The 20356-nt window shown below is 59.2% G+C and carries 22 protein-coding genes and 1 tRNA gene; 12 read left to right on the top strand and 11 right to left on the bottom strand.

The window, feature by feature from the left end; translation table 11 throughout:
- Window positions 1-3 precede the first annotated feature (3 nt).
- Window positions 4-147 carry a photosystem II reaction center protein K gene (locus tag ACLM45_RS07720; protein WP_006042358.1) on the bottom strand — a complete coding sequence of 48 codons (144 nt, stop codon included), beginning with the start codon at window positions 145-147 and terminating at the stop codon, window positions 4-6.
- A 31-nt stretch (window positions 148-178) separates the two neighbouring features.
- Entirely contained in the window at window positions 179-1297 is a 1119-nt protein-coding gene (gene tgt / locus ACLM45_RS07715) for a tRNA guanosine(34) transglycosylase Tgt (RefSeq protein WP_415411384.1), read from the bottom strand.
- A gap of 30 nt (window positions 1298-1327) precedes the next feature.
- On the opposite strand from tgt, the gene cobS reads away from it, so the two are divergent.
- Window positions 1328-2140 carry an adenosylcobinamide-GDP ribazoletransferase gene (gene cobS / locus ACLM45_RS07710; protein ID WP_415408663.1) on the top strand — a complete coding sequence of 271 codons (813 nt, stop codon included), beginning with the start codon at window positions 1328-1330 and terminating at the stop codon, window positions 2138-2140.
- On the opposite strand, the gene ACLM45_RS07705 is transcribed toward cobS, so the two are convergent.
- Window positions 2097-3233 (bottom strand): sensor histidine kinase, encoded by a 1137-nt coding sequence (locus ACLM45_RS07705; protein WP_415408662.1) that lies wholly within the window; start codon window positions 3231-3233, stop codon window positions 2097-2099. The genes cobS and ACLM45_RS07705 overlap by 44 nt on opposite strands.
- Before the next feature lie 385 nt (window positions 3234-3618).
- On the opposite strand from ACLM45_RS07705, the gene ACLM45_RS07700 reads away from it, so the two are divergent.
- Complete coding sequence (locus tag ACLM45_RS07700; protein ID WP_038005198.1) at window positions 3619-3987, top strand: DUF3155 domain-containing protein; 369 nt, start codon at window positions 3619-3621, stop codon at window positions 3985-3987.
- Between the two features lie 9 nt (window positions 3988-3996).
- Here the strand turns inward: ACLM45_RS07700 and ACLM45_RS07695 are convergent, their stop codons facing one another.
- On the bottom strand, window positions 3997-4620 hold the full coding sequence (locus ACLM45_RS07695) for an alpha/beta hydrolase (RefSeq protein ID WP_415408661.1): 624 nt from the start codon (window positions 4618-4620) through the stop codon (window positions 3997-3999).
- Between the two features lie 59 nt (window positions 4621-4679).
- Here ACLM45_RS07695 and purH point away from each other — a divergent pair, with 59 nt between their 5' ends.
- Together purH and ACLM45_RS07685 are read left to right on the top strand one after the other, a co-directional pair.
- A complete protein-coding gene (purH, locus tag ACLM45_RS07690) occupies window positions 4680-6266 on the top strand; it encodes a bifunctional phosphoribosylaminoimidazolecarboxamide formyltransferase/IMP cyclohydrolase (protein ID WP_415408660.1) in 1587 nt (528 codons plus the stop codon).
- Between the two features lie 69 nt (window positions 6267-6335).
- Window positions 6336-6797 carry a DUF4079 domain-containing protein gene (locus tag ACLM45_RS07685; protein WP_038004521.1) on the top strand — a complete coding sequence of 154 codons (462 nt, stop codon included), beginning with the start codon at window positions 6336-6338 and terminating at the stop codon, window positions 6795-6797.
- A gap of 15 nt (window positions 6798-6812) precedes the next feature.
- Here ACLM45_RS07685 and ACLM45_RS07680 read toward each other — a convergent pair whose 3' ends face one another.
- The 4 genes from ACLM45_RS07680 to sfsA all read right to left on the bottom strand — a co-directional run bounded on the left by ACLM45_RS07680 (window position 6813) and on the right by sfsA (window position 11155).
- On the bottom strand, window positions 6813-7439 hold the full coding sequence (locus ACLM45_RS07680; protein WP_006042349.1) for a DUF1997 domain-containing protein: 627 nt from the start codon (window positions 7437-7439) through the stop codon (window positions 6813-6815).
- A 60-nt stretch (window positions 7440-7499) separates the two neighbouring features.
- Entirely contained in the window at window positions 7500-8699 is a 1200-nt protein-coding gene (locus ACLM45_RS07675) for a 4-hydroxy-3-methylbut-2-enyl diphosphate reductase (protein ID WP_006042348.1), read from the bottom strand.
- Window positions 8700-8828: 129 nt separating this feature from the next.
- The gene (locus ACLM45_RS07670) at window positions 8829-10298 is read right to left on the bottom strand and encodes an ammonium transporter (RefSeq protein ID WP_415408659.1); all 1470 of its coding nucleotides are present in this window, start codon (window positions 10296-10298) and stop codon (window positions 8829-8831) included.
- Between the two features lie 92 nt (window positions 10299-10390).
- Complete coding sequence (gene sfsA, locus ACLM45_RS07665; protein ID WP_415408658.1) at window positions 10391-11155, bottom strand: DNA/RNA nuclease SfsA; 765 nt, start codon at window positions 11153-11155, stop codon at window positions 10391-10393.
- Window positions 11156-11232: 77 nt separating this feature from the next.
- On the opposite strand from sfsA, the gene murJ reads away from it, so the two are divergent.
- Complete coding sequence (gene murJ, locus ACLM45_RS07660) at window positions 11233-12840, top strand: murein biosynthesis integral membrane protein MurJ (protein WP_415408657.1); 1608 nt, start codon at window positions 11233-11235, stop codon at window positions 12838-12840.
- On the opposite strand, the gene ACLM45_RS07655 is transcribed toward murJ, so the two are convergent.
- The 3 genes from ACLM45_RS07655 to ACLM45_RS07645 are packed head-to-tail and all read right to left on the bottom strand — an operon-like array spanning window position 12827 to window position 13690.
- Window positions 12827-13090 (bottom strand): cytochrome-c oxidase, encoded by a 264-nt coding sequence (locus ACLM45_RS07655; RefSeq protein WP_415408656.1) that lies wholly within the window; start codon window positions 13088-13090, stop codon window positions 12827-12829. The two genes, murJ and ACLM45_RS07655, sit on opposite strands and share 14 nt — an antisense overlap.
- Window positions 13091-13114: 24 nt before the next feature.
- On the bottom strand, window positions 13115-13405 hold the full coding sequence (locus tag ACLM45_RS07650) for a DUF3181 family protein (RefSeq protein WP_006042343.1): 291 nt from the start codon (window positions 13403-13405) through the stop codon (window positions 13115-13117).
- Window positions 13406-13435: 30 nt separating this feature from the next.
- Window positions 13436-13690, bottom strand: coding sequence for a hypothetical protein (locus ACLM45_RS07645; protein WP_006042342.1), 255 nt, complete (start codon window positions 13688-13690; stop codon window positions 13436-13438).
- A gap of 94 nt (window positions 13691-13784) precedes the next feature.
- Here ACLM45_RS07645 and ACLM45_RS07640 point away from each other — a divergent pair.
- The 7 genes from ACLM45_RS07640 to ACLM45_RS07610 all read left to right on the top strand — a co-directional run bounded on the left by ACLM45_RS07640 (window position 13785) and on the right by ACLM45_RS07610 (window position 20349).
- A tRNA-Arg gene (locus ACLM45_RS07640) sits at window positions 13785-13858 on the top strand.
- 90 nt (window positions 13859-13948) lie between these two features.
- Window positions 13949-15238: a serine hydroxymethyltransferase gene (gene glyA, locus ACLM45_RS07635; protein ID WP_415408655.1), complete on the top strand. Its 1290-nt coding sequence runs from the start codon at window positions 13949-13951 to the stop codon at window positions 15236-15238.
- Window positions 15239-15328: 90 nt separating this feature from the next.
- The gene (locus ACLM45_RS07630; protein ID WP_415408654.1) at window positions 15329-16474 is read left to right on the top strand and encodes a glycosyltransferase family 4 protein; all 1146 of its coding nucleotides are present in this window, start codon (window positions 15329-15331) and stop codon (window positions 16472-16474) included.
- Window positions 16467-17744: a competence/damage-inducible protein A gene (locus ACLM45_RS07625; RefSeq protein ID WP_415411383.1), complete on the top strand. Its 1278-nt coding sequence runs from the start codon at window positions 16467-16469 to the stop codon at window positions 17742-17744. Before ACLM45_RS07630 ends, ACLM45_RS07625 begins: the two co-directional genes overlap by 8 nt.
- 54 nt (window positions 17745-17798) lie before the next feature.
- The gene (leuC, locus tag ACLM45_RS07620; RefSeq protein ID WP_415408653.1) at window positions 17799-19220 is read left to right on the top strand and encodes a 3-isopropylmalate dehydratase large subunit; all 1422 of its coding nucleotides are present in this window, start codon (window positions 17799-17801) and stop codon (window positions 19218-19220) included.
- A complete protein-coding gene (locus tag ACLM45_RS07615) occupies window positions 19213-19827 on the top strand; it encodes a 3-isopropylmalate dehydratase small subunit (RefSeq protein ID WP_415408652.1) in 615 nt (204 codons plus the stop codon). The genes leuC and ACLM45_RS07615 overlap by 8 nt, the downstream gene beginning before the upstream one ends.
- 84 nt (window positions 19828-19911) lie before the next feature.
- A complete protein-coding gene (locus ACLM45_RS07610; RefSeq protein ID WP_415408651.1) occupies window positions 19912-20349 on the top strand; it encodes a pentapeptide repeat-containing protein in 438 nt (145 codons plus the stop codon).
- Window positions 20350-20356: the final 7 nt, after the last annotated feature.

The following is a 20356-nucleotide window of genomic DNA, read 5'->3' as shown; positions in this document are numbered from 1 at the left end:
CGCTTAACGAAAGCCCACAGATGCCTGCCAAACGAAGGCCAGAAGCAGGAAAAACACTGGGATGATCGGCAGGATGTCGATCAGTGGGCCGAATGCCTGGTAGGCCTCGGGAAGTTGGGCCAGCAGGTCAAGGGAGAAGGCAGCCATCCCGGCGAACAGTTCGGTCAGTGAGCGGACGCTACCACGTGTGATGGGCCGGTGAGTCCTCGTTCCAGGGACGGAAATCCTCTGCAAAACAGCCGTCGCGAATGGCGCGTTCCATGGCACTGGTGAAGCGGATCAGATGCGTGAGGTTGTGCAGGCTCAGCAGGGTCAGTCCGAGCAGCTCTTCACTACGAATCAGGTGGTGTAGATAGGCCCGGGTGTGCCGCTTGCAGGCGATGCAGGGGCATGTGGGGTCGAGCGGTGTGTGGTCGTGCCGGAAGCGGGCGTTGCGGAGGTTCCAGCGTTCCCCGGCCACCATGGCTGTGCCGTGTCGCCCTAGGCGGGTGGGGAGCACGCAGTCGAACAGATCGATTCCATTGGCGACAGCGACTGCCATTTCCTGCAGCGTGCCGATGCCCATCAGGTACCGCGGACGGTCATGCGGAAGCAGGGGCGTGACCTGCCGAACAATGCGGTGCATGTCCTCCACCGGCTCTCCTACGCTGACGCCGCCGATGGCGATGCCTGGGAGGTTGAAGTCGGCGACCGCTCTCGCGCTGGCTTCCCGCAGGTGGGGGAAGCATCCCCCTTGCACGATCCCGAACAGGGCCTGGTCGGTGCGCGTGTGGGAGCCCACGCAACGTTCGAGCCAGGCATGGGTGCGCCGGCTTGCTTCCTCCACATCATTTTCCGTGGCTGGGTAGGGGGGGCACTGGTCAAACGCCATGGCCACATCCGCTCCCAGGGCCATCTGGATCTCCATCGACCGTTCTGGCGTCAGCAGGATGCGGCTGCCGTCCCGGGGATTGCGGAAATCAACGCCATGGTCGTCGATGCGATTGAGGTCCCCCAGGCTGAACACCTGGAATCCCCCTGAATCGGTGAGCATCGGGCCCTGCCAGCCCATGAAGCGATGCAGCCCGCCGGCGGCCTCCACCACGGCTTCACCGGGTTGGAGATGCAGGTGGTAAGTGTTTGAGAGCACCATCTGTGCTCCCGTGGTGGCGAGTTGATCGGCTGTGACGCCCTTCACGGTGGCCAGCGTTCCTACGGGCATGAAGCGCGGCGTACTCACCGGTCCATGGGGAGTCTCAAAACAACCGCAGCGTGCAGCGGTGTGCCGGCATGTTGCGTTGATCTGGAAGTCGAACATCCGCATCTCCGCCCAGGTCTTGACCCTACGGTGAGGTCAGATCGCCGATGCTGCCCCCTGAGAATCGCTTCTCTGTTCTGGGTTCGGGATCTTGCCGGTGCCTGGATTTTCTATTCAGTACTCCCCGCCTGGCCTTGGCCTTCACCACGGTTCGAGCGCATTGCCCGCTTTGCTCCCTGGATCGGTCTGGTGATCGGTGGCCTTCAGGCGTTGCTCTGGCTCCTGCTCAGTGCCATGAACTGGTCGGCTGAGAGCTGTGCCTTGATGGTTATTGCCCTGGGAGCCTGGCTAACGGGAGGATTGCATGTCGACGGCCTGATGGACACGGCCGACGGTCTGGCTGCAGGGCAAGAACGATGCCTTGAAGCCATGGACGACAGTCGTGTCGGAGCCAGCGGTGTTCTGGCCCTGCTGTTTGTTGTGCTTCTGCAAGCGGGGGCCTTGATCAGGTTGGGGACATGGGGCCCGCTCGCGCTGGTGATGGCTGCTGTGATCGGCAGGATCGCTCCTCTCGCTGCAATGGCACGGTTTCCTTACCTTCGCCAAGGCGGGACTGCGGCCTTTCATCGCCGGCATTGGCGCGGGTTCTGGGACTGGTTTCCGGCCCTGGTGCTGGTTCTCCTCCTGACCATTGGAGTGGCTTGCGCAGTGCCCAATTCCTTTGTGGCCGTGTCTTTGGTGCTTGTGCTGGGACTGGCGGCGGCACTGCTGATGGTGGAGTGTTTGGGAAAGCGCCTGGGTGGTCACACCGGCGATACCTACGGTGCCTGTCTCGTGTGGGGGGAGACGTTCACTCTTTTCAGTTCAGCGCTGCTGTTTCCTGTTCTGTGGGGGGCAGGCTGAGCAGAAAGGCATTGCCCTGAGTCGGTAGACACGGATCAAGTTCCGCCGGTGAATGCAAGAGTTCGAGCTGTCCTCCCCGTTGCTGGGCCAGTGACTGCGCCAGGGCCAGACCGAGACCTGAGCCGGCTCGTTCGCGGCTTGTACTTCCACGCACCCCCTTGAGAAAAATTCGCTTTCGTTCATCCGCAGGGATCGGGGGGCCGGCATCCCACACGCACACCCCATGGTCGTGCAGGTGCAGGCCTAGGTCACAGCCATTGGGGCTGTATCGAAAGGCATTGTCAAGCAAGTTGGCCACGATCTCTGCCGTCACGGCATCGGCCGCCGGACGTTGTCTGTGCGTCCAGTTCGGCCATTGCTTTGGTTCTTGCCACGACCTTCCCTGCAGTGCGGCCGTCGCAGCAGCGCGTTCCACCAGAGGGCTCAACAGGTCGGCAATTGTGAGATCGGGTGCATTGGAAGGCACCGGTGGTAGCAGCAGTGGGGTGGAGTTCTCTGGCTCAAGCCGCAGGTCCTCCCGGCCGATCTGGTCAAGAGAGCTCACGTAGCGATCGAGCTGCACTTGTTCGCGGATCAGGTTTTCCACCAGCGGTCGCTGTTGGTCGTCAGGACCTAGGCGTCGCAACAACAACTGGGCATAGGTCCGGAGAGCAGTCAGCGGGTTGCGCAGCTGATGGACCATCACGGAGAGCTGTTGGCGTTGCCCGTTCAGTTGCCCGTTTAGCCGTTCCTGCTCGAGTTCCAGTCCGAGGATGCAGGCCAGTGTTTCGGCGCAGGTCTGCAGGCGGGGAGCAGGGGCCACAGGCTGTCCATCGTCTGCGTGCTGTTCAGACCGCAGCACCCCCAGCAGCAAGGAGCCATGACGTAGGGGGTACCAGCGTCGTTCTGGTGCTGAACTGCGCATATTTGGATCTTGCGCAATTGATGCAGGTAGAGCGGCATCCTGCGGTGCCTGGGCAACCAAAGTGAGGCTTGGTGTGTTCTCTCCGTTTCGTTCGGTGAGGTATAAGGCCAAGCGATCGGCGACTCCGTCGGTGATCAGAAGGCTCAAATGCTGTTGTGCCAGAGCCAGAAACCGATCAGAGAGATGCATCAGCGAGGAAACGCTCAGACGGTCAAAAGGGCGACAGACATCGTCAGCTTGCCAATTCAGAAAAAAGTCTTAAGATCAAATGAACGACCAAAGGGTTCGATCTCGTGGAGATCGGACTCAGTCGATTGTTTGATCGAGGTTGCGCTTTCAGCACGACCAAGGCTACAGCAGAGGTTGATGAATCCTCTGCTGTCTTCGTCATCACTGTCGAAGATTTCAACGGTGCGTCTCCTCATGGCCGATGCGGTTTAACTAACCGCATCGTCAGAAGGAACGCAGATTTTGGGTGCTCGTGATGAGCCTCCTGCGGTATGCGCTGAATTCACGGCTCTCCCCGCTCTTTCACTGTCCTTTCCTTTCTCCCCACTTCGGGTCGACGATTTCCATGTCAAAGAAGCGCAAGCGGATCAGCCGCCGTCGTCTTGCCGGCCAGAGGGTTCTTGCCCATGTTCCGACGTTCCATCTGGAAACCGGTGAGCACAAGCCTGTCACAGCAGCCCGCCGCTTCATTGCGGAAGGCGGACTGGTGCCTCCTGCCCTTCTGAACGTTCGGCGCAACGAGCACACCACCGACCGTTTCTTCTGGGGTGAAAAGGGCCTGTTCAGCGCTCAGTACGCCGAAGAGAACCATTTTCTATTTCCATCCTTGCGCTTGATTGTCGACAAGGTCGGCGAAGAGGTGATCTTCGAGGGCCTCGAGCTTGCCTCCGACGATTGGGAAGAGATGGAAGAGTACGAATACGCGTTCGTTTGAGCTGACTGCCTAGGAATCCTGGCTGATTGGCTTCAGCCAGGACTGCATGGCCTGAATCATCTGAGGCTGAGTGCTCTCAGGAATGGTGTGCCCTCCTGAGAAAGTAATCAGCTGGCAAGTCTGGCTCTCACCGCCCAGTTGTTCTGACAATCTCTTTTGTGCTTCGAAGGGCACGATGTCATCGTTCCGGCCGTGGATAAGCAAGACAGGCGGTCGTTCTTTTCTCGGTTGCCAGCCGGGGTGCGGATATGCACTGCAGGCGATGATTCCCGCCAAAGGGAGTTGGCATCCCACATCGATGGCCATGGCGCCGCCTTGGGAAAACCCCAGCAGGACTGTTCTTGAAAGCGGAATTTGCCGTTGATCGCCCCCCTCCAGGCGCTCTCTTAACTGGCTCACAGCCTTGGGAACATCGGCCCACTGAGGTGGAAATAACCCATACCACTGGCGCCCAAAACCCGCCGGATGAGGTTCAGGGGCATGTAAGGCCATGCGCTCCATGGCTAGTCCAGAGCCTGCAACGAGCGAATCTCCTAAAGGAATCAGATCATTTGCATCAGCCCCCCAGCCGTGCAGAACCACCAGACGTGTCTGGGGGTGTTCCTCGCCGCAATGGATCAGGAGGTCGCCCATGGATGACTTGATCGACTGCTGCGTAGGTTGGCGAATGGTGTCCCCTGTGTCCTGCTCCCATGGCTCCCACAGCGCTGCTCAGTGTGTCTGACAAGAGTGGTCTGGTGCCACTGGCCAAGACCCTGCATGAACGTTATAGGTATCAGCTTCTTTCCAGTGGCGGCACGGCCAAGGTGTTGAAGGAGGCCGGCCTGCCGGTCACGCCAGTGGCAGAGCACACCGGTGCCCCCGAGATCCTTGGTGGTCGTGTGAAGACGCTCCACCCCCGCATCCATGGCGGAATCCTGGCTCGTCGTGGTGATCCAGAGCATGAAGCGGATCTTCTGGCTCAGCAGATCACACCGATTGATGTGGTGGTGGTCAATCTGTATCCCTTCCGTGAGACCGTCGCTGATCCCGCTGTGGATTGGGAGCGTGCGATTGAGAACATCGACATCGGAGGGCCCACGATGGTGCGTTCCGCAGCCAAGAACCATGAACACGTGGCTGTACTGACGGATCCGGACCAATACGACCGCTTTCTCCAGGATCTGGCTCAATCAGGAGGAACCGTGAGTTCTGGGCTGCGGCGGCGGCTTGCCCTGGAGGCGTTTGCTCACACAGCGGCCTATGACGCTGCGATCACGCGCTGGATGCAGAGCAGGTCTGAGCTGCAGCAAGTCGATGACCCTTCAGCAACTGCGCTCCCATTTTTGCAAGCACTGCCTCTGCGTCAGCGGCTGCGTTATGGAGAGAATCCCCACCAACGTGCGGCCTGGTACAGCGCACCCAAGACTGGCTGGGGAGGTGCCATCCAGTTGCAGGGAAAGGAGCTGAGCACCAATAACCTTCTCGATCTTGAAGCAGCCCTCGCCACGGTGCGGGAATTTGGCTATGGCAAGGGTGGGGCCTACCCGGCTTTGCGTCCGGCGGCTGTTGTGGTCAAACACACCAATCCCTGCGGAGTGGCGGTCGCCGATGGCGAAGCAGCCGCTCTCACCCGAGCACTGGATGGCGATCGGGTCAGTGCCTTCGGGGGCATTGTGGCGGTCAATGGTCGCGTGGATGCCCACGCTGCCCGTGAACTCACCAGCTTGTTCCTGGAGTGCGTGGTGGCGCCGGAGTATGCGCCTGAGGCCAGAGAGATTCTCGCGTCGAAGGGCAATCTCAGGGTTTTGGAGCTTCCACCCACTGCCATCGATGCTGCCGGGCATGACCATGTGCGCAGCATCCTGGGTGGTCTGCTGGTTCAGGATCTCGATGACCTTCCGGTCGCGGCGGACGGGTGGACGGTGGCCACCGAGCGGGCTCCCAGTCAGGCTGAGCACGATGACCTGTGCTTCGCCTGGCAGTTGGTCCGTCATGTCCGCTCCAATGCCATCGTCGTGGCCAGAGACGGTCAGAGCCTCGGAATCGGCGCAGGCCAGATGAATCGGGTTGGATCAGCCCGAATCGCCCTCGAGGCTTCAGGGGATCGTGTCCGCGGTGCCGTCCTTGCCAGTGACGGCTTCTTCCCATTCGATGACACGGTGCGACTGGCTGCGCAGCACGGCATCACGGCTGTGATTCACCCTGGTGGCAGCAAACGTGACGAGGATTCCGTCAAAGCCTGCAACGAATTGGGGCTGGCGATGCTGCTAACAGGCCGGCGACATTTTCTTCACTGAGTTTTTCAGTACCGCTTTTGATGACCACGGAGTCCTAACCTCGCGCCAACCTCCACGGGATGACCTGTGATGACGCTTGCCGCGCTGCCTTTCGCCTTGAGTTTTGTTCACCCACTGATGATGTGGATGTTGCTTTTGGCATCTGCCTATGCGATGTATCTGGGAATTAAAGCCAAGAAGACCCGCACGGGAACGCCTGAAGAGCGCAAGGCTCTGATCCCTGGAAAGTTCGCTCAGCGTCATTTCCGTTGGGGTGGAGTGCTGCTCGGACTGATCGTTCTGGGCAGCATTGGCGGCATGGCGGTCACCTATCTGAATAACGACAAGCTGTTCGTTGGCCCTCACCTCCTAGCCGGTCTCGCCATGACCGCCATGATCGCGGTGGCGGCGTCCCTGACTCCGTTCATGCAGCAAGGCAATCTGATTGCCCGTAAAGCTCATGTGGGTCTCAACATGGGGATGATGACTCTCTTTCTCTGGCAGGCGGTCAGTGGAATGCAAATTGTCAACAAGATCTGGTCGAGTCGCTGACTGCTCCTGGGCTGATTAGAAGGTGGCCCGCCTGCGTGGCGGGCAAGCCAGCCCATGGGTTCCATGAAAATCTTCCTGCACCTTCCAAGTGAGTCGTCGTGAAATCTGTCTCACGATCTGACGCAGCAGTCGATCACCGCTGGATTGCACCAGGCCATCGGGAAGCATGGTGATCACTTTGGGAAGTGAGATCCAGATGCTGAGATCAAGCTCCCAGCGCACACAAGTTGCAGGGAGACCCTGGTCAACGTCGTTGATCAGGTTGAGATCAGCCTGAAAATCAACGTCGTAGAGCGCAGCCAATGCTGGATCCACCGCCGGCAGCTTTACCGTTTCGATGGCATAGGTGCCTTCATGGCCAGGCAGCAGGCGCAACGCAATGGTCGGCTCTACCTCAAAGCCAAAATTCCCGAACCTCCCGAGAGTGAGGACATAAGTCTGGGCGTCCAGTGCCTCCACCTCCATCGGAGCGGCGCTGCGGCGGAACCAATCGTCATGTCGATCGAGGTAGCTAGCCACCACCGCAGGGCTGGCGCGCATCTCCATGCAGTCGCTGAAGTGGCTGCGGTAACAGCGCACCTGCGGATCCTGGCCATGGCGAGAGCGAAGGGAATCGGCTGGTGGTCTCGACACGAGCAGCACGGATGAGCGTCCCTGGAGGGGTGATCCCCAAGATCAACCAATGTAAAGCGAGCGGGTCCTTCAGTTTTCCTCGCTGAGACTGATCAATTGCTGGATCACGTGTTCCACCACACGATCCGGGGTGGAGGCGCCGGATGTGATGCCCACTGTGACTGTTCCGCCTGGCAGGAAATTTTGTTCGCGGATGAGTTCTTGACCGAGAGGCTTGTGTTCAATGCTGTTGTCGGCGCTGATTCGCTCCGGTGTGTCGATGTGGAACGAACGGATGCCGCGGTTGATGGCGATTTCCTGAAGATGCGTTGTGTTGGAGGAGTTGTAGCCGCCAATGACCACCATCAGGTCGAGGGGTTCATCCACAAGAGAAAACATTGCGTCCTGGCGTTCCTGGGTGGCATCGCAGATGGTGTTGAACGCCAGGAAATGCTCATTGAGTTGCGTTGGGCCGAATTTGCTGAGCATGGTGCGTTCAAACAGGCGACCGATCTCTTCGGTTTCCCGTTTGAGCATCGTGGTTTGGTTGGCAACGCCGAGTCTCTTTAGATCCTGATCTGGGTCGAAGCCTGGAGAGCAGGCTTTGGAAAAGCGAGCCATGAAGCTGTCTCGGTCCCCTTCACCGAGAATGTAATCCGCAACGATCTGTGCCTCTTCCAGATCAAGAACCACGAGGTAGGTACCAGCGAAGGAGCTGGTGGCCAAGGTTTCCTCATGCTTCACCTTGCCATGAATGATTGAGGTGAAGGTCTGTTTCTTGTGCTTTTCCACAGTGTTCCAAACCTTGGAGACCCAGGGGCAGGTGGTGTCAACGATGTGGCAGCCCCGTTCGTTGAGCAGTTGCATTTCCTGAACCGTTGCGCCGAAGGCCGGAAGGATCACCACATCTCCGGACGTAACACCCGAGAAGTCCTTCACACCCTGCTCAACAGGGATGAACTGAACGTTCATCTCGCGGAGATGGTCATTCACTGAGGGGTTGTGGATAATTTCGTTGGTGATCCACAAACGCTCACCGGGGTAGTGCTTGCGTGTTTCGTAGGCCATGGCGACAGCGCGCTCCACCCCCCAGCAGAAGCCGAAATCCTTGGCCAGGCGTACCTGAAGCCGACCGTGATTGAGTTGGTAGCCGTTGTCTCGGATGGATCCGATCAGGCTGCTTTGGTAGGCCTGCTCAAGGCTTCCTGCTACCTCATCGGCACGTCCGAAACCTCGGCGGTTGTAGCGATCTGAATGGTGCAGGGAGCGCTTGAAGGCGTGGGTATCCATAGCCGCGGCGACGATGCGATGACTCTATGGGCTGTGGGTCAGGCTTGGCTCATCTGCTTGAGACAGGGCAACCCTTTCCATAAAAAAGCCCCGGCGTTGTGGCCGGGGCTCTAAGACAAAAACTGGTGATCAGTTTCCTGCAGAAGCGAAGTCCGGATAGGCCTCCATGCCGTGCTCACCGATATCGAGGCCGATGGTCTCTTCTTCCTCGGTGACACGGATGCCTCCGAAGAGTGCACCAATGATGCTCCAGGCAATCCAGCAGGTCACCAGTGCCCAGATGGCATAGGCAGCACAACCGAGAGCTTGAATGCCGAGCTGCTCAACTCCACCACCGACAAGGAGTCCAAGAGGTGAGCCATCACCCTGGATGTCAAAACCCCAGAGTCCAACGACCAACGTTCCCCAAACTCCACAGACGCCGTGGACAGAGAAAGCTCCAACGGGATCATCAATTCCTGCTGAATCGAGTGCAGAAACTGAGAACACGACAATCACACCACCGATGAGTCCAGCAACCCAGGACCCCACCAGGGTGAGGTTCCCGCAACCTGCTGTGATGCTCACAAGGCCGGCGAGAATTCCATTGATGATCATGGTCAAGTCAGGCTTGCCAGATGTCATCGTTGAAATGATTGTTGCGCCGATGGCTCCGCCTGCGGCAGCAAGTGTTGTTGTGACTGCAACGTAAGGAACCCATTGGTCCATGGCCAACTGGGAGCCAGGGTTAAACCCGTACCAGCCGATCCAGAGAATGAGTGCGCCGAGTGTTGCAATGGCCATGTTGTGGCCTGGAATGGCTTGCGTTCGTCCGTCAACGTATTTGCCGATACGTGGGCCAAGCAACATGGCGCCTACCAGTCCAGCCCAAGCTCCAACGGAGTGAACGATGGATGAACCTGCGAAGTCAATGAATTCTTTGTTGCCGACGCTGTTAAGCCAGCCACCATTCCATTCCCAGCTACCAGCAATCGGGTAAATAACTGCAGTGAGAATGAGAGCGAAAACAACAAATTCGCCAAATTTCACCCTCTCGGCGACAAGGCCGGACACGATGGTTGCAGCTGTACCGGCAAATGCTGCTTGAAAGAGAAAATCAACAGTTGGAACCAAGCCAGCTTCGCTGATGGTTTCCGCCGAAACAGCTGGGTCGAAGAACAAGCCCTTGAAATACAGCCAACCATCAACAACTGAGCCGCCGTACATCAATGAATAACCAATGAACCAATAGGCTGTGACCGCAAGAGCGAAAACAAACAGATTCTTGGCGAGAATATTGACAGCGTTTTTTTGACGACACATGCCAGCTTCCACCATTGCGAAGCCGGCGTTCATGAAGATCACGAGAATTGTCGCGACCAGCAGCCAAAGATTGTTTGCAAGGAAAGCTGCGTTGAGTTCGGGAAGTTCTTCGGCGTGTGCGGAGAGATTGAAAATGCCAAGGCCGAAGAGAGCGACTGGCACACAAGCAAGCCAAAGGAGTGCTCGGTTCGTTCTGAAACCTCGGATGCTTTGCAGAAGGAGCATTGGCCCCTCAAGCAGGCTTGCCTCCTGGAGAGCTTTTCGCCTCCCTGATGGAGTGTTCAGAGCAGTTGTCATGAAAAGAAAGCGGAACTGCAGGTCGGACTGTCGTGATGACCGTCTCACCGACCTAAGATGTACTTGCAGGTACACCTTTCAAGTCGCCGTTGTTACCAAACCGGCGATTGCCTCTCCTGAACGGCGCGCTTACCTAGCCAGACAATTTTGTCGCGTTCAAATCGGAATGCGCTGGGGAAGACTTCCACCCCTTTCGACAAGGCTTCTCGGAACAGCTCTCCGTAGTGGGCATCTGCGTTGTCTCCCGGTGCGAACGCACTGAGGTCATCACGGCTGAGGCAAGGCACCAGAAGGGCTCTCGCGTTCGGCAGCACGCTCATGAGTTCCCGAAGATGCTTCTGGCCACGTTCGGTGACGGTGTCCGGGAACAGTGCCAGTGATCCCTCGCACCAGGTTGTGTTTTTGACTTCCACATAAATGGGCCTTGGATCTGCCGCATTAGCCATTGGCGTGAGCAACAGATCAATGCGACTGCGCTTGTTCTCGCCATAGGCCACCTCGGGTCTGATCTCACTGATCGGACCAACGATCTCGTTCAGGTATCCGGCTTCAATTGCCGCCCTGATTAAGCGGTTGGGTAAGGCGGTGTTGATGCCAACCCAACAAGGATTCCCATCAGCGCCGGGTACTTCCGCCTGTTCCCAGGTCCAGGCCAGCTTGCGGGTTGGGGATGGGGCATGGCGAAGGCGTACTCGCTGCCCTGGAATCAGCACACCGGTCATCGGTCCGGTGTTGGCGCAGTGGGCGGTCACGCAGGATCCATCTTTCAGCTCGATGTCAGCCAGAAAGCGCTTGTAGCGCTTGATCAAAATCCCCTCCGTGAGTGGTTCAAATGAGAGGAGAGGGGTGCCGGTCATGGGGGCGGGCAAGTTGGGGCCATGGTGCCTGGGAATCGACCGAGAATGAGTGCAGTAATGGCGGGTTGGCAGCGCTGATGGCGAGATCTCTCAAGCGCATTGCCCTCGTGGTCACCGTTGGGACTCTCTTCAGCAAATTCGGAGGCCTTGTCCGGCAATTGGTGATCGCTGCAGCGTTCGGCGTTGGCGCTGCCTACGACGCCTACAACTACGCCTATGTGCTTCCGGGTTTTCTCCTCATCCTTTTGGGGGGCATCAACGGTCCCTTCCATAGCGCCATGGTGAGTGTGCTCAGCCGTAGGCCCAGAGACGAAGGCGCCCACATTCTCGCCACGCTGAACACCACGGTGAGTGCCCTGCTTCTGGCTGTCACGGTGGTGCTGGTGATGGCTGCCGGTCCATTAATCACCCTGGTTGGGCCAGGCCTGCCGCCCGAGCTTCATCGCATTGCTGTCGCGCAGTTGCAGGTGATGGCCCCGATGGCCCTGCTCGCTGGTCTGATCGGTCTTGGCTTTGGATCGCTCAATGCCGCGGACGAATTCTGGATCCCAGCGATTTCCCCGCTGATGTCGAGCTTGGCGCTGATATTTGGAGTCGGCTTGCTCTGGTGGCAGCTCGGGTCTGCCATCGCTTTGCCAGAGCATGCCCTCTGGGGAGGGGTGGTGCTGGCCCTGGCCACGCTCTCTGGAGCCGTCTTGCAGTGGTTGTTGCAGTTGCCAGCCTTGATTCGGCAGCGACTGGCCCGGTTCAAACTGTCCTGGGATTGGGGGCACCCCGGGGTGCGTGAGGTTTGGCGGGTGATGGGCCCAGCCACCCTGTCGTCCGGAATGCTTCAGATCAATGTTTTTACGGATCTGTTCTTCGCGTCGGGCATCCTCGGCGCAGCCGCAGGGCTTGGTTACGCGAACTTGCTGGTGCAGACACCACTCGGACTGATTTCCAATGCCTTGTTGGTGCCGCTTCTACCCACGTTCTCCCGGCTCACGGCTCCGGAGGATCGGCTTCAGCTCATCGCCAGGATCCGTCAGGGCCTGATGCTCTCCACTGCTTCGATGCTGCCGCTGGGGGCCCTTTTCCTGGCATTGGCTGCTCCGATCGTTGCGCTCGTTTATGAGCGCGGTGCCTTTGATGCTGAGGCGGCGCAGTTGGTCACCGGGCTGTTGATGGCTTATGGAATCGGGATGCCGGCCTATCTCGGCCGCGATGTGCTCGTGCGCGTGTTCTACGCCCTTGGAGACGGCTCAACTCCCTTCCGGCTGTCGTTGGCGGGTATCGGTCTGAATGTTCTGTTCGACTGGGCCTTGGTTGGGGGGCCCTCCCCTTGGGGCCCTCAGCTGCCCTTTAATTTCGGGGCGCCTGGGCTGGTGCTGGCCACGGTGCTGATCAATTCCCTGACCTGTCTCGCTCTTCTCTTAGTGCTCCAGCAACGCTTGGGAGGTCTGCCTCTGCGTAGCTGGGGATATGACGTCCTACGACTCTCAGCATCGGCAGCACTAGCCGGTTGTGCGGCCTGGGGGCTCAGCACAATGGTGCGATGGCCTCCTGATCTGATCGGCCGCGGGATTCAGGTTGCTTTCTCCGGTGGCTTCGGAGGGGTTCTGTTTGCGTTGTGCGGCCAGGCGCTCGGAATCGTTGAAGTTGTTGAGATCAATCAAGGGATTGCAAGGCGTTTCAGCCGTCGCTGAGCGTCACTCTCCTGTCATCGCGCACCTGAATCGGCAACTCGAGCTGCTGCCGGCCTACGAGCTGTGGCCCTTGCACCGACACGATGCGAGCTTCAATTCCAAACTCACGGAAGGCTGTATCAAGTTCCTGAATCAGGGCCTTCTCCACCTGGGCTTCGGGGTCCACGACCTTGCCAATCAGGCGCTCCCCAAGGCGGCCGATGCGCTGACGCACCACCTCACGTGCGTTGGTGACCTCGATAATCAGCACGCGTTTTCCCAGATCAGAGCAACCTTATCGGCCGTGGTCCTCAAGAATCTGTTCGAGGTCGGAAAGTTGGGAGGACGGCAACAACCTGGCGAGAGGCAATCGACTGCTTCCGCCTCCGATCGGGACCTGGACACGCTCAAGAGCATGTCGAGCGGCGATCGCCGCTCCCTGATCGACGAGTGCGCTGCATTCGATCGCGAGGGACTCGGCAAGGCCCGCATCTTTGAGGTAAAGATGCCAGCCGGCGACCTGCAAGTACAGACGATCGCCGATGGCCGAGCTCAGATCATGCAGATCAGCGGCATCCATGGTCATGGCAGACGTTCAAACAGGTGCATGCTGGCTTTAGGACGCCATGTTGTCTGTATCCACTTCTGGCCGCAGTTTCAGCACCATCGAGAGATGCACAGCCAGTCCGACAAGCCACAGGCCAGTGAGAACACTGAGATGGTTCCAGGGATGGCGGATCTCTTGCAGGAACCAGAGCCCACTGTTCACGGCGGCGAACACCATGGCGTGAAGCGTGAGATTCACCACCCGGTTGAAATGCCTGTAAGTGGGATCAGCGGGATCAGCAGGCCCGTACCAGCGGATCGGCATGGAGGGAGACCGAATGGAATGCAAACGATTCTCGCGTGAGGATGTGCGCCAGTTGACGAAGGGCCCCTTCGTGGGGTCAGATAGTGAAGCGCCAGCGCTTGTAGCTCAGCGGATTAGAGCATCTGACTACGGATCAGAGGGTCGGGAGTTCGAATCTCTCCAGGCGCGTTGTTCAACTGCCTTCGGGCAGTTTTTTTTTGTCTAGCGCTGCTGCTGTTGACCGTTGCTTACCATCAAAACAACGCATCGAGGCAACGCATGGTGGATTTCGCAACCGCTCCGATCAATGCACCCCTGGCAGACTCTGATCCTGCGATTGCCCGCCTGATCGATCAGGAGCGCGAGCGTCAGGAAACCCATCTTGAGCTGATCGCGTCGGAGAACTTTGCTTCGAGCGCCGTGATGGCAGCCCAGGGGTCTGTGTTGACCAACAAATACGCTGAAGGCCTTCCAAACAAGCGCTACTACGGCGGTTGTGAGCACGTGGATGCCATCGAGGAACTGGCGATTGAGCGGGCCAAGGAACTCTTTGGTGCAGCCTGGGCCAACGTTCAGCCTCACAGTGGTGCCCAGGCCAATTTCGCTATTTTCCTGGCCCTGCTTCAGCCCGGCGACACGATCATGGGTCTGGATCTGTCCCATGGCGGTCACCTGACCCATGGCTCACCGGTGAATGTGAGTGGGAAATGGTTCGACGTTGTCCAATACGGGGTCGATCAAGAGACCCAGCGATTGGATATGGAGGCGATCCGTCAGCTGGCTCTCGAGCACAAGCCCAAGCTGATCATCTGTGGTTACTCGGCCTACCCTCGAACGATTGATTTTGCGGCTTTTCGTTCGATTGCCGATGAAGTTGGCGCTTACTTGCTTGCCGACATGGCTCATATCGCTGGCCTCGTGGCAGCAGGCGTCCATCCCAGCCCTGTTCCGTACTGCGATGTGGTCACCACAACTACACACAAGACGCTGCGCGGTCCTCGCGGTGGTCTGATTCTCTGCCGGGATGCTGATTTCGCCAAGAAGTTCGACAAGGCCGTGTTTCCTGGCACGCAAGGCGGGCCTCTCGAACATGTGATCGCGGCCAAGGCCGTGGCCTTCGGTGAGGCTCTCCGGCCATCATTCAAGGTCTACAGCCAGCAGGTTGTGGCTAATGCTCAAGCCTTGGCCGACCGATTGATGGCCCGCGGCATTGACGTGGTGAGTGGGGGGACTGATAACCATGTGGTGCTGCTTGATCTGCGCAGCATCGGTATGACCGGCAAGGTGGCCGATCTCCTGGTGAGCGATGTGCACATCACGGCCAACAAGAACACGGTTCCTTTTGATCCAGAATCTCCCTTCGTGACCAGCGGGCTGCGCTTAGGGACCGCCGCTCTCACCACCCGAGGTTTTGATACCGATGCATTTGCTGAGGTGGCGGAGGTGATTGCCGATCGCCTCTTGAATCCCGCAGACGACGCGGTTCAGTCGCGCTGTCTTGAGCGAGTGGCGAATCTCTGCCGTCGCTTCCCCCTTTACGCACAGGCGACGGAGCCGGCGCTTGTCTGACTGGACCATGCAGACCTGGATTGCGAATTCAGGTCTGCCTAAATTGGGCGCTATCAAACCCTTGTTGGGTCGTCCTCTTCGGAGTTTTGCGTGACCGTTGCGAGCACTCCTCTCGCAGTCGCTGTGGTGATTTTCCTGGCGGCGGCTCTGGTCACCATGGTGACCGTGCCCCTGATACGCAGGCTTGGCCTTCGCCACGGCTTCACCGATGCTCCTGACTCACGCAAGCAGCACAGCGTGCCGATGGTCCGTCTCGGTGGCGTGGCCATGGTGCTCGGGTTCAGTGTTGCGCTCGGTCTCACGTGGATGGCCGGTGGTTTCGGCATGCTCATCCCCGCGAGGGATCAGTTGATCTGGACCACGCTTGCAGGGTCTCTGTGTTTCTTCATTATCGGCTTGGCCGATGATCTTTTTTCTCTGTCACCTTGGCCTCGTCTGGCAGGCCAGGTGGCGATCGCCATGGTGGTCTGGTCCCAGGGCGTGAGGATCGGCGCCATCGATTTGCCTTGGGCTTCCAGCACCGCTGACGCTGTTGTGCTTCCGGGCTTGGTGAGCCTGATCGCCACGGTGATCTGGCTTGTGGGCATCACCAACGCAATTAATTGGCTCGACGGACTCGATGGCCTAGCGGCCGGAGTCGCTGGGATCGCGGCCATCGGACTGGTATCCGTGAGTTTTTCACTGCATCAAGTCGCTGCTGCGTTCCTGGCGGCAGCGTTGGCTGGAAGTTGTCTTGGTTTTCTCCGGCACAATTTCAATCCTGCACGGATTTTTATGGGTGATGGCGGGTCATACTTTCTCGGTTTCAGCCTCGCTGCTATCAGCATCGTTGGCCCAGCGAAAGGCCTCACCACGGTGAGTTTGCTGCTGCCTTTGCTCATTCTTTCTTTGCCACTAGCCGACATGTCGGCCGTGATCATGGGGCGCTTGAGTTCCGGACATTCCCCCTTCTATCCGGATCGTCGCCATCTGCATCACCGGCTTCTGAGAGCGGGGTTCAGCCACCGTCGCACCGTGCTGCTGATCTATGTGTTCACCCAGTGGCTTGCTGCCTTGGCCATGGTGGTGGCCAATGTGGAAATGCGCTTTCTCTGGTTAGGGCTGGCGACGGCCATCCTCGTTGGCACTGTGGTGGTGATGCAGAGACAGAAACAGGCAGAGCTGGCTCAGGACGCGGCGGCAGAGGATGCCCTCCCGGGGAATCGGCAATCCTGCTCCTGCGATCACCATGGTTAACGGTGCCGGCCGTACTGGCGTGGAGATTCTTTGCATCGGTACGGAGCTTTTGCTCGGGAATATTGTGAATGGGAATGCTCACTGGCTTGCCGAGCAGCTGGCTGCTCTGGGTCTGCCTCACTTCCGGCAAACCGTTGTGGGAGACAACCGGGATCGTTTGATCGCGCAGGTGCGGGAGATTTCCTGTCGTTCCAGGGTGTTGATCACCACGGGTGGTTTGGGCCCGACCCCCGATGACCTCACCACCGAAGCGATCGCTGCGGCCTTCGCGACTCCCCTCGAGGAGCGGGCCGACGTCTGGGCTGACATCACGGCCAAGTCACGCAGCCGTGGAAGGGAGCCCGGCCCTGAGACCAGGCGGCAGGCCCTCCTGCCTGTCGGCGCGACATTGCTTCCCAATCCCACGGGAACGGCGCCGGGGATGATCTGGTCACCCACTGAAGACTTCACGGTGCTCACTTTCCCGGGGGTTCCGAGTGAGATGCGTGCCATGTGGCAAGCCACAGCGGCTCCTTGGTTTAGCCAGTCGGGACTCTCCAATGGCGTTTTTGTCAGCCGGTTGCTCCGCTTCTGGGGAATCGGCGAATCAACCCTGGCTCAGCAGGTCAGTGATCTGTTGGATCAGGCCAACCCTACGGTGGCTCCCTACGCCGGCCGCGGCGAGGTGAAGCTGCGCATCACTGCCTGTGCGTCTTCGGAGCCTGAAGCCCTTGAGCTCGTGGATGAGACCGAACGAAATCTCCGCGACCGAACAGGCGATCTCTGTTTCGGTGCCGACGATGATTCACTCGCCTCTGTGGTGCTGAAGCATCTGCGCGTGCGTGGGGAGACCCTGGCTGTGGCGGAATCCTGTACGGGTGGCGGGCTGGGCTCCGAGCTCACAGCCGTTCCTGGTTCCTCGGAGGTGTTGCTCGGCGGTGTGATCGCCTATGCCAATGCAGTGAAGTGTGAGTTGTTGGGTGTTCCCTCTTCTCTCCTGGAGGAAGTCGGCGCTGTCAGTGCTCCGGTCGCCCAGGCGATGGCTGAGGGTGTGCGACGGCTGACAGGCAGCGATTGGGCCCTCGCACTCACGGGAATTGCCGGTCCGGGAGGTGGTAGCGATGAGAAACCGGTCGGGCTGGTGCACATCGCTGTGGCAGGACCGGACGGTTGCGAAAGTCACCCCATCCGGCTTGGCTCGTCCCGAGGACGGGACTGGATCCGGCTGGTGAGTGCTGGGGAGGCACTGAACCGCCTGCGGTTGCGGTTGATGGCAACCGAGTCGGGGTGAGACAATGTGTCAGGCGACAAGCCATTAGGGTTGAATGTTCACAGCTGACCTGGAATGAGCAGCGGGACCCTTTACGACAAGGTTTGGGATCTGCATCGCGTTGCTGATCTTCCTGGTGGATCCACCCAGTTGTTCATCGGCCTGCACCTGATTCATGAGGTGACCAGTCCTCAGGCTTTTGCGGCCCTCGAAGACAAGGGACTTGCTGTGCGCTGCCCGCAGCGCACCGTGGCCACTGTGGATCACATTGTTCCAACCACCAGTCAGGCCAGACCGTTTGCAGATCCACTCGCAGAGGAGATGCTGAGCACATTGGAGCGCAACTGTTCCAATCACGGCATCACCCTGCATGGTCTCGGCAGTGGTCGCCAGGGAATCGTGCACGTGATTGCGCCGGAGCTCGGTCTCACGCAGCCCGGAATGACGGTGGCCTGTGGTGACTCGCACACGTCCACGCATGGAGCCTTCGGGGCCATCGCCTTCGGGATCGGAACCAGTCAGGTGCGCGATGTCCTCGCCAGCCAGAGCCTGGCGATGAACAAGCTCAAGGTGCGTCGGATCTGGGTGGAAAACAAGCTCAGCCCAGGGGTGTTCGCCAAGGATTTGATCCTGCACGTGATTCGCTCACTGGGCGTGAAAGCAGGGGTGGGATATGCCTATGAATTCGCCGGTCCAGCCATCGAGGCGCTGTCGATGGAAGAGCGCATGACCCTCTGCAACATGGCGATTGAAGGAGGTGCGCGCTGCGGGTACGTGAACCCTGATCAGACCACTTTCGACTACCTTCATGGTCGTGCTGAGGCGCCTAAGGCAGAGGCCTGGGACCGTGCGCTGACCTGGTGGCGATCTCTGGCCTCCGGTGCTGATGCCCGCTTTGATGATGAGGTGCGCTTTGACGCCGCCACCATCGCTCCCACGGTGACCTGGGGCATCACACCCGGCCAAGGAATCGGTGTTGATGAGACGGTGCCCACGCCTGAGCAGCTGGACCCGGCCGATCGCCCCATCGCGGAGGAGGCTTATCGCTATATGGATCTGGCGCCCGGTCAGGCGATCGCAGGGGTGCCTGTGGATGTGTGCTTCATCGGCAGTTGCACCAATGGACGGCTCAGTGATCTGCAGGCTGCAGCTGCGGTAGCTAAGGGACGTCATGTGGCCTCGGGCATTCGGGCTTTTGTTGTCCCTGGATCGGAACAAGTGGCCCGGGCTGCGGAGGCCGAGGGCCTTGATGCCGTGTTCCGCGAGGCCGGATTTGAATGGCGCGAACCTGGCTGTTCCATGTGTCTGGCCATGAATCCTGATCGTCTGGAGGGGCGCCAGATCAGCGCCAGCTCAAGCAATCGCAATTTCAAGGGCCGGCAGGGTTCGGCCAGTGGCCGAACCCTGCTGATGAGTCCCGCGATGGTTGCTGCCGCCGCCATCACCGGTCAGGTTCGTGATGTGCGGCAGCTGAACTGCATGACTTCCGATGACTGAGACCACTCCTTTCCCGCAAGGCCGGATCCCGATGGTGAGGGGGCGTGCACTTGTGTTGCGCGGTGATGACATCGACACCGATCGGATCATTCCGGCCCGCTTCCTCAAATGCGTCAGTTTCGAGGCTCTCGGAGCACAGGCCTTTGCGGATGATCGCCAGGAGCTGGCTGGTCGCCATCCCTTTGATCAGTCCGTGCACGCCGGGGCCTCGATCCTGGTGGTCAATGACAATTTCGGCTGCGGGTCCAGCCGTGAGCATGCTCCCCAGGCGCTGATGCGCTGGGGGATCAGGGCGCTGGTGGGTGTGAGCTTTGCAGAGATCTTTTATGGCAACTGCCTCGCACTCGGGATTCCTTGTGCCACGGCCGCCTCGCAACAGATCAGCCTTCTTCAGGATGCTGTGGCTGCTGATCCCTCCGAGAACTGGCTGCTGGATCTCAACGGTCTTACGTTCTCAGGCGGTTCCGTCTCCGAGCCGATCCAGGTTGCCTCGGGTGCTCTCGACATGCTGCGTAGTGGTCAGTGGGATGCCACAGGTCAATTGGTGGCCCGAGATGACGAACTGACGCGCACGATGGATAATCTTCCTTACCTTCGCGGGTTCTGAACGGCAACCGCCTGCTGAATTGTCTATGAATGAGACAGATGATCTCAGGTCATGGTGAATTCGACGTCATATTCCTTGGCAGTCATGTTGATGACAGCACTGCTGGCACCCATGGCTCTACAGGCGGGAACGCCGCAATCCATTGAAGTTGTTCCCTATGCAACACCGCAGGAGCGATTGCTTCAGCTTGGAGCCTGTGCTGGATGCGATCTGCGTGGGCTAAGCCTTCAGGGGGCGCATCTGATTGGTGTTGATCTGCGCGATGCCGATCTGCGAGGAGTGGATCTTCGGGAGGCCAATCTTGAAGGAGCCGACCTCAGCGGTGCTCAGCTCGATGGAGCTGATCTGCGCGGAGCATGGCTCAGCAATGCAGACCTCACAGATACAGACCTTCGACGGGCTGACCTGCGCGATGCGGTGGTGATCAATGCTTATGCCCCGAATGTGCGAACGGACGGCATGCGTTTTGCCGGGGCCGATCTCACAGGGAGCAATCTGATTTATGGCGGCGGTCCCGATTAGATCTGAA

It is taken from the genome of Synechococcus sp. A10-1-5-9 (assembly GCF_047716785.1).
Taxonomy (GTDB): domain Bacteria; phylum Cyanobacteriota; class Cyanobacteriia; order PCC-6307; family Cyanobiaceae; genus Synechococcus_C.
This window is presented reverse-complemented; position numbering and strand designations above follow the sequence as displayed.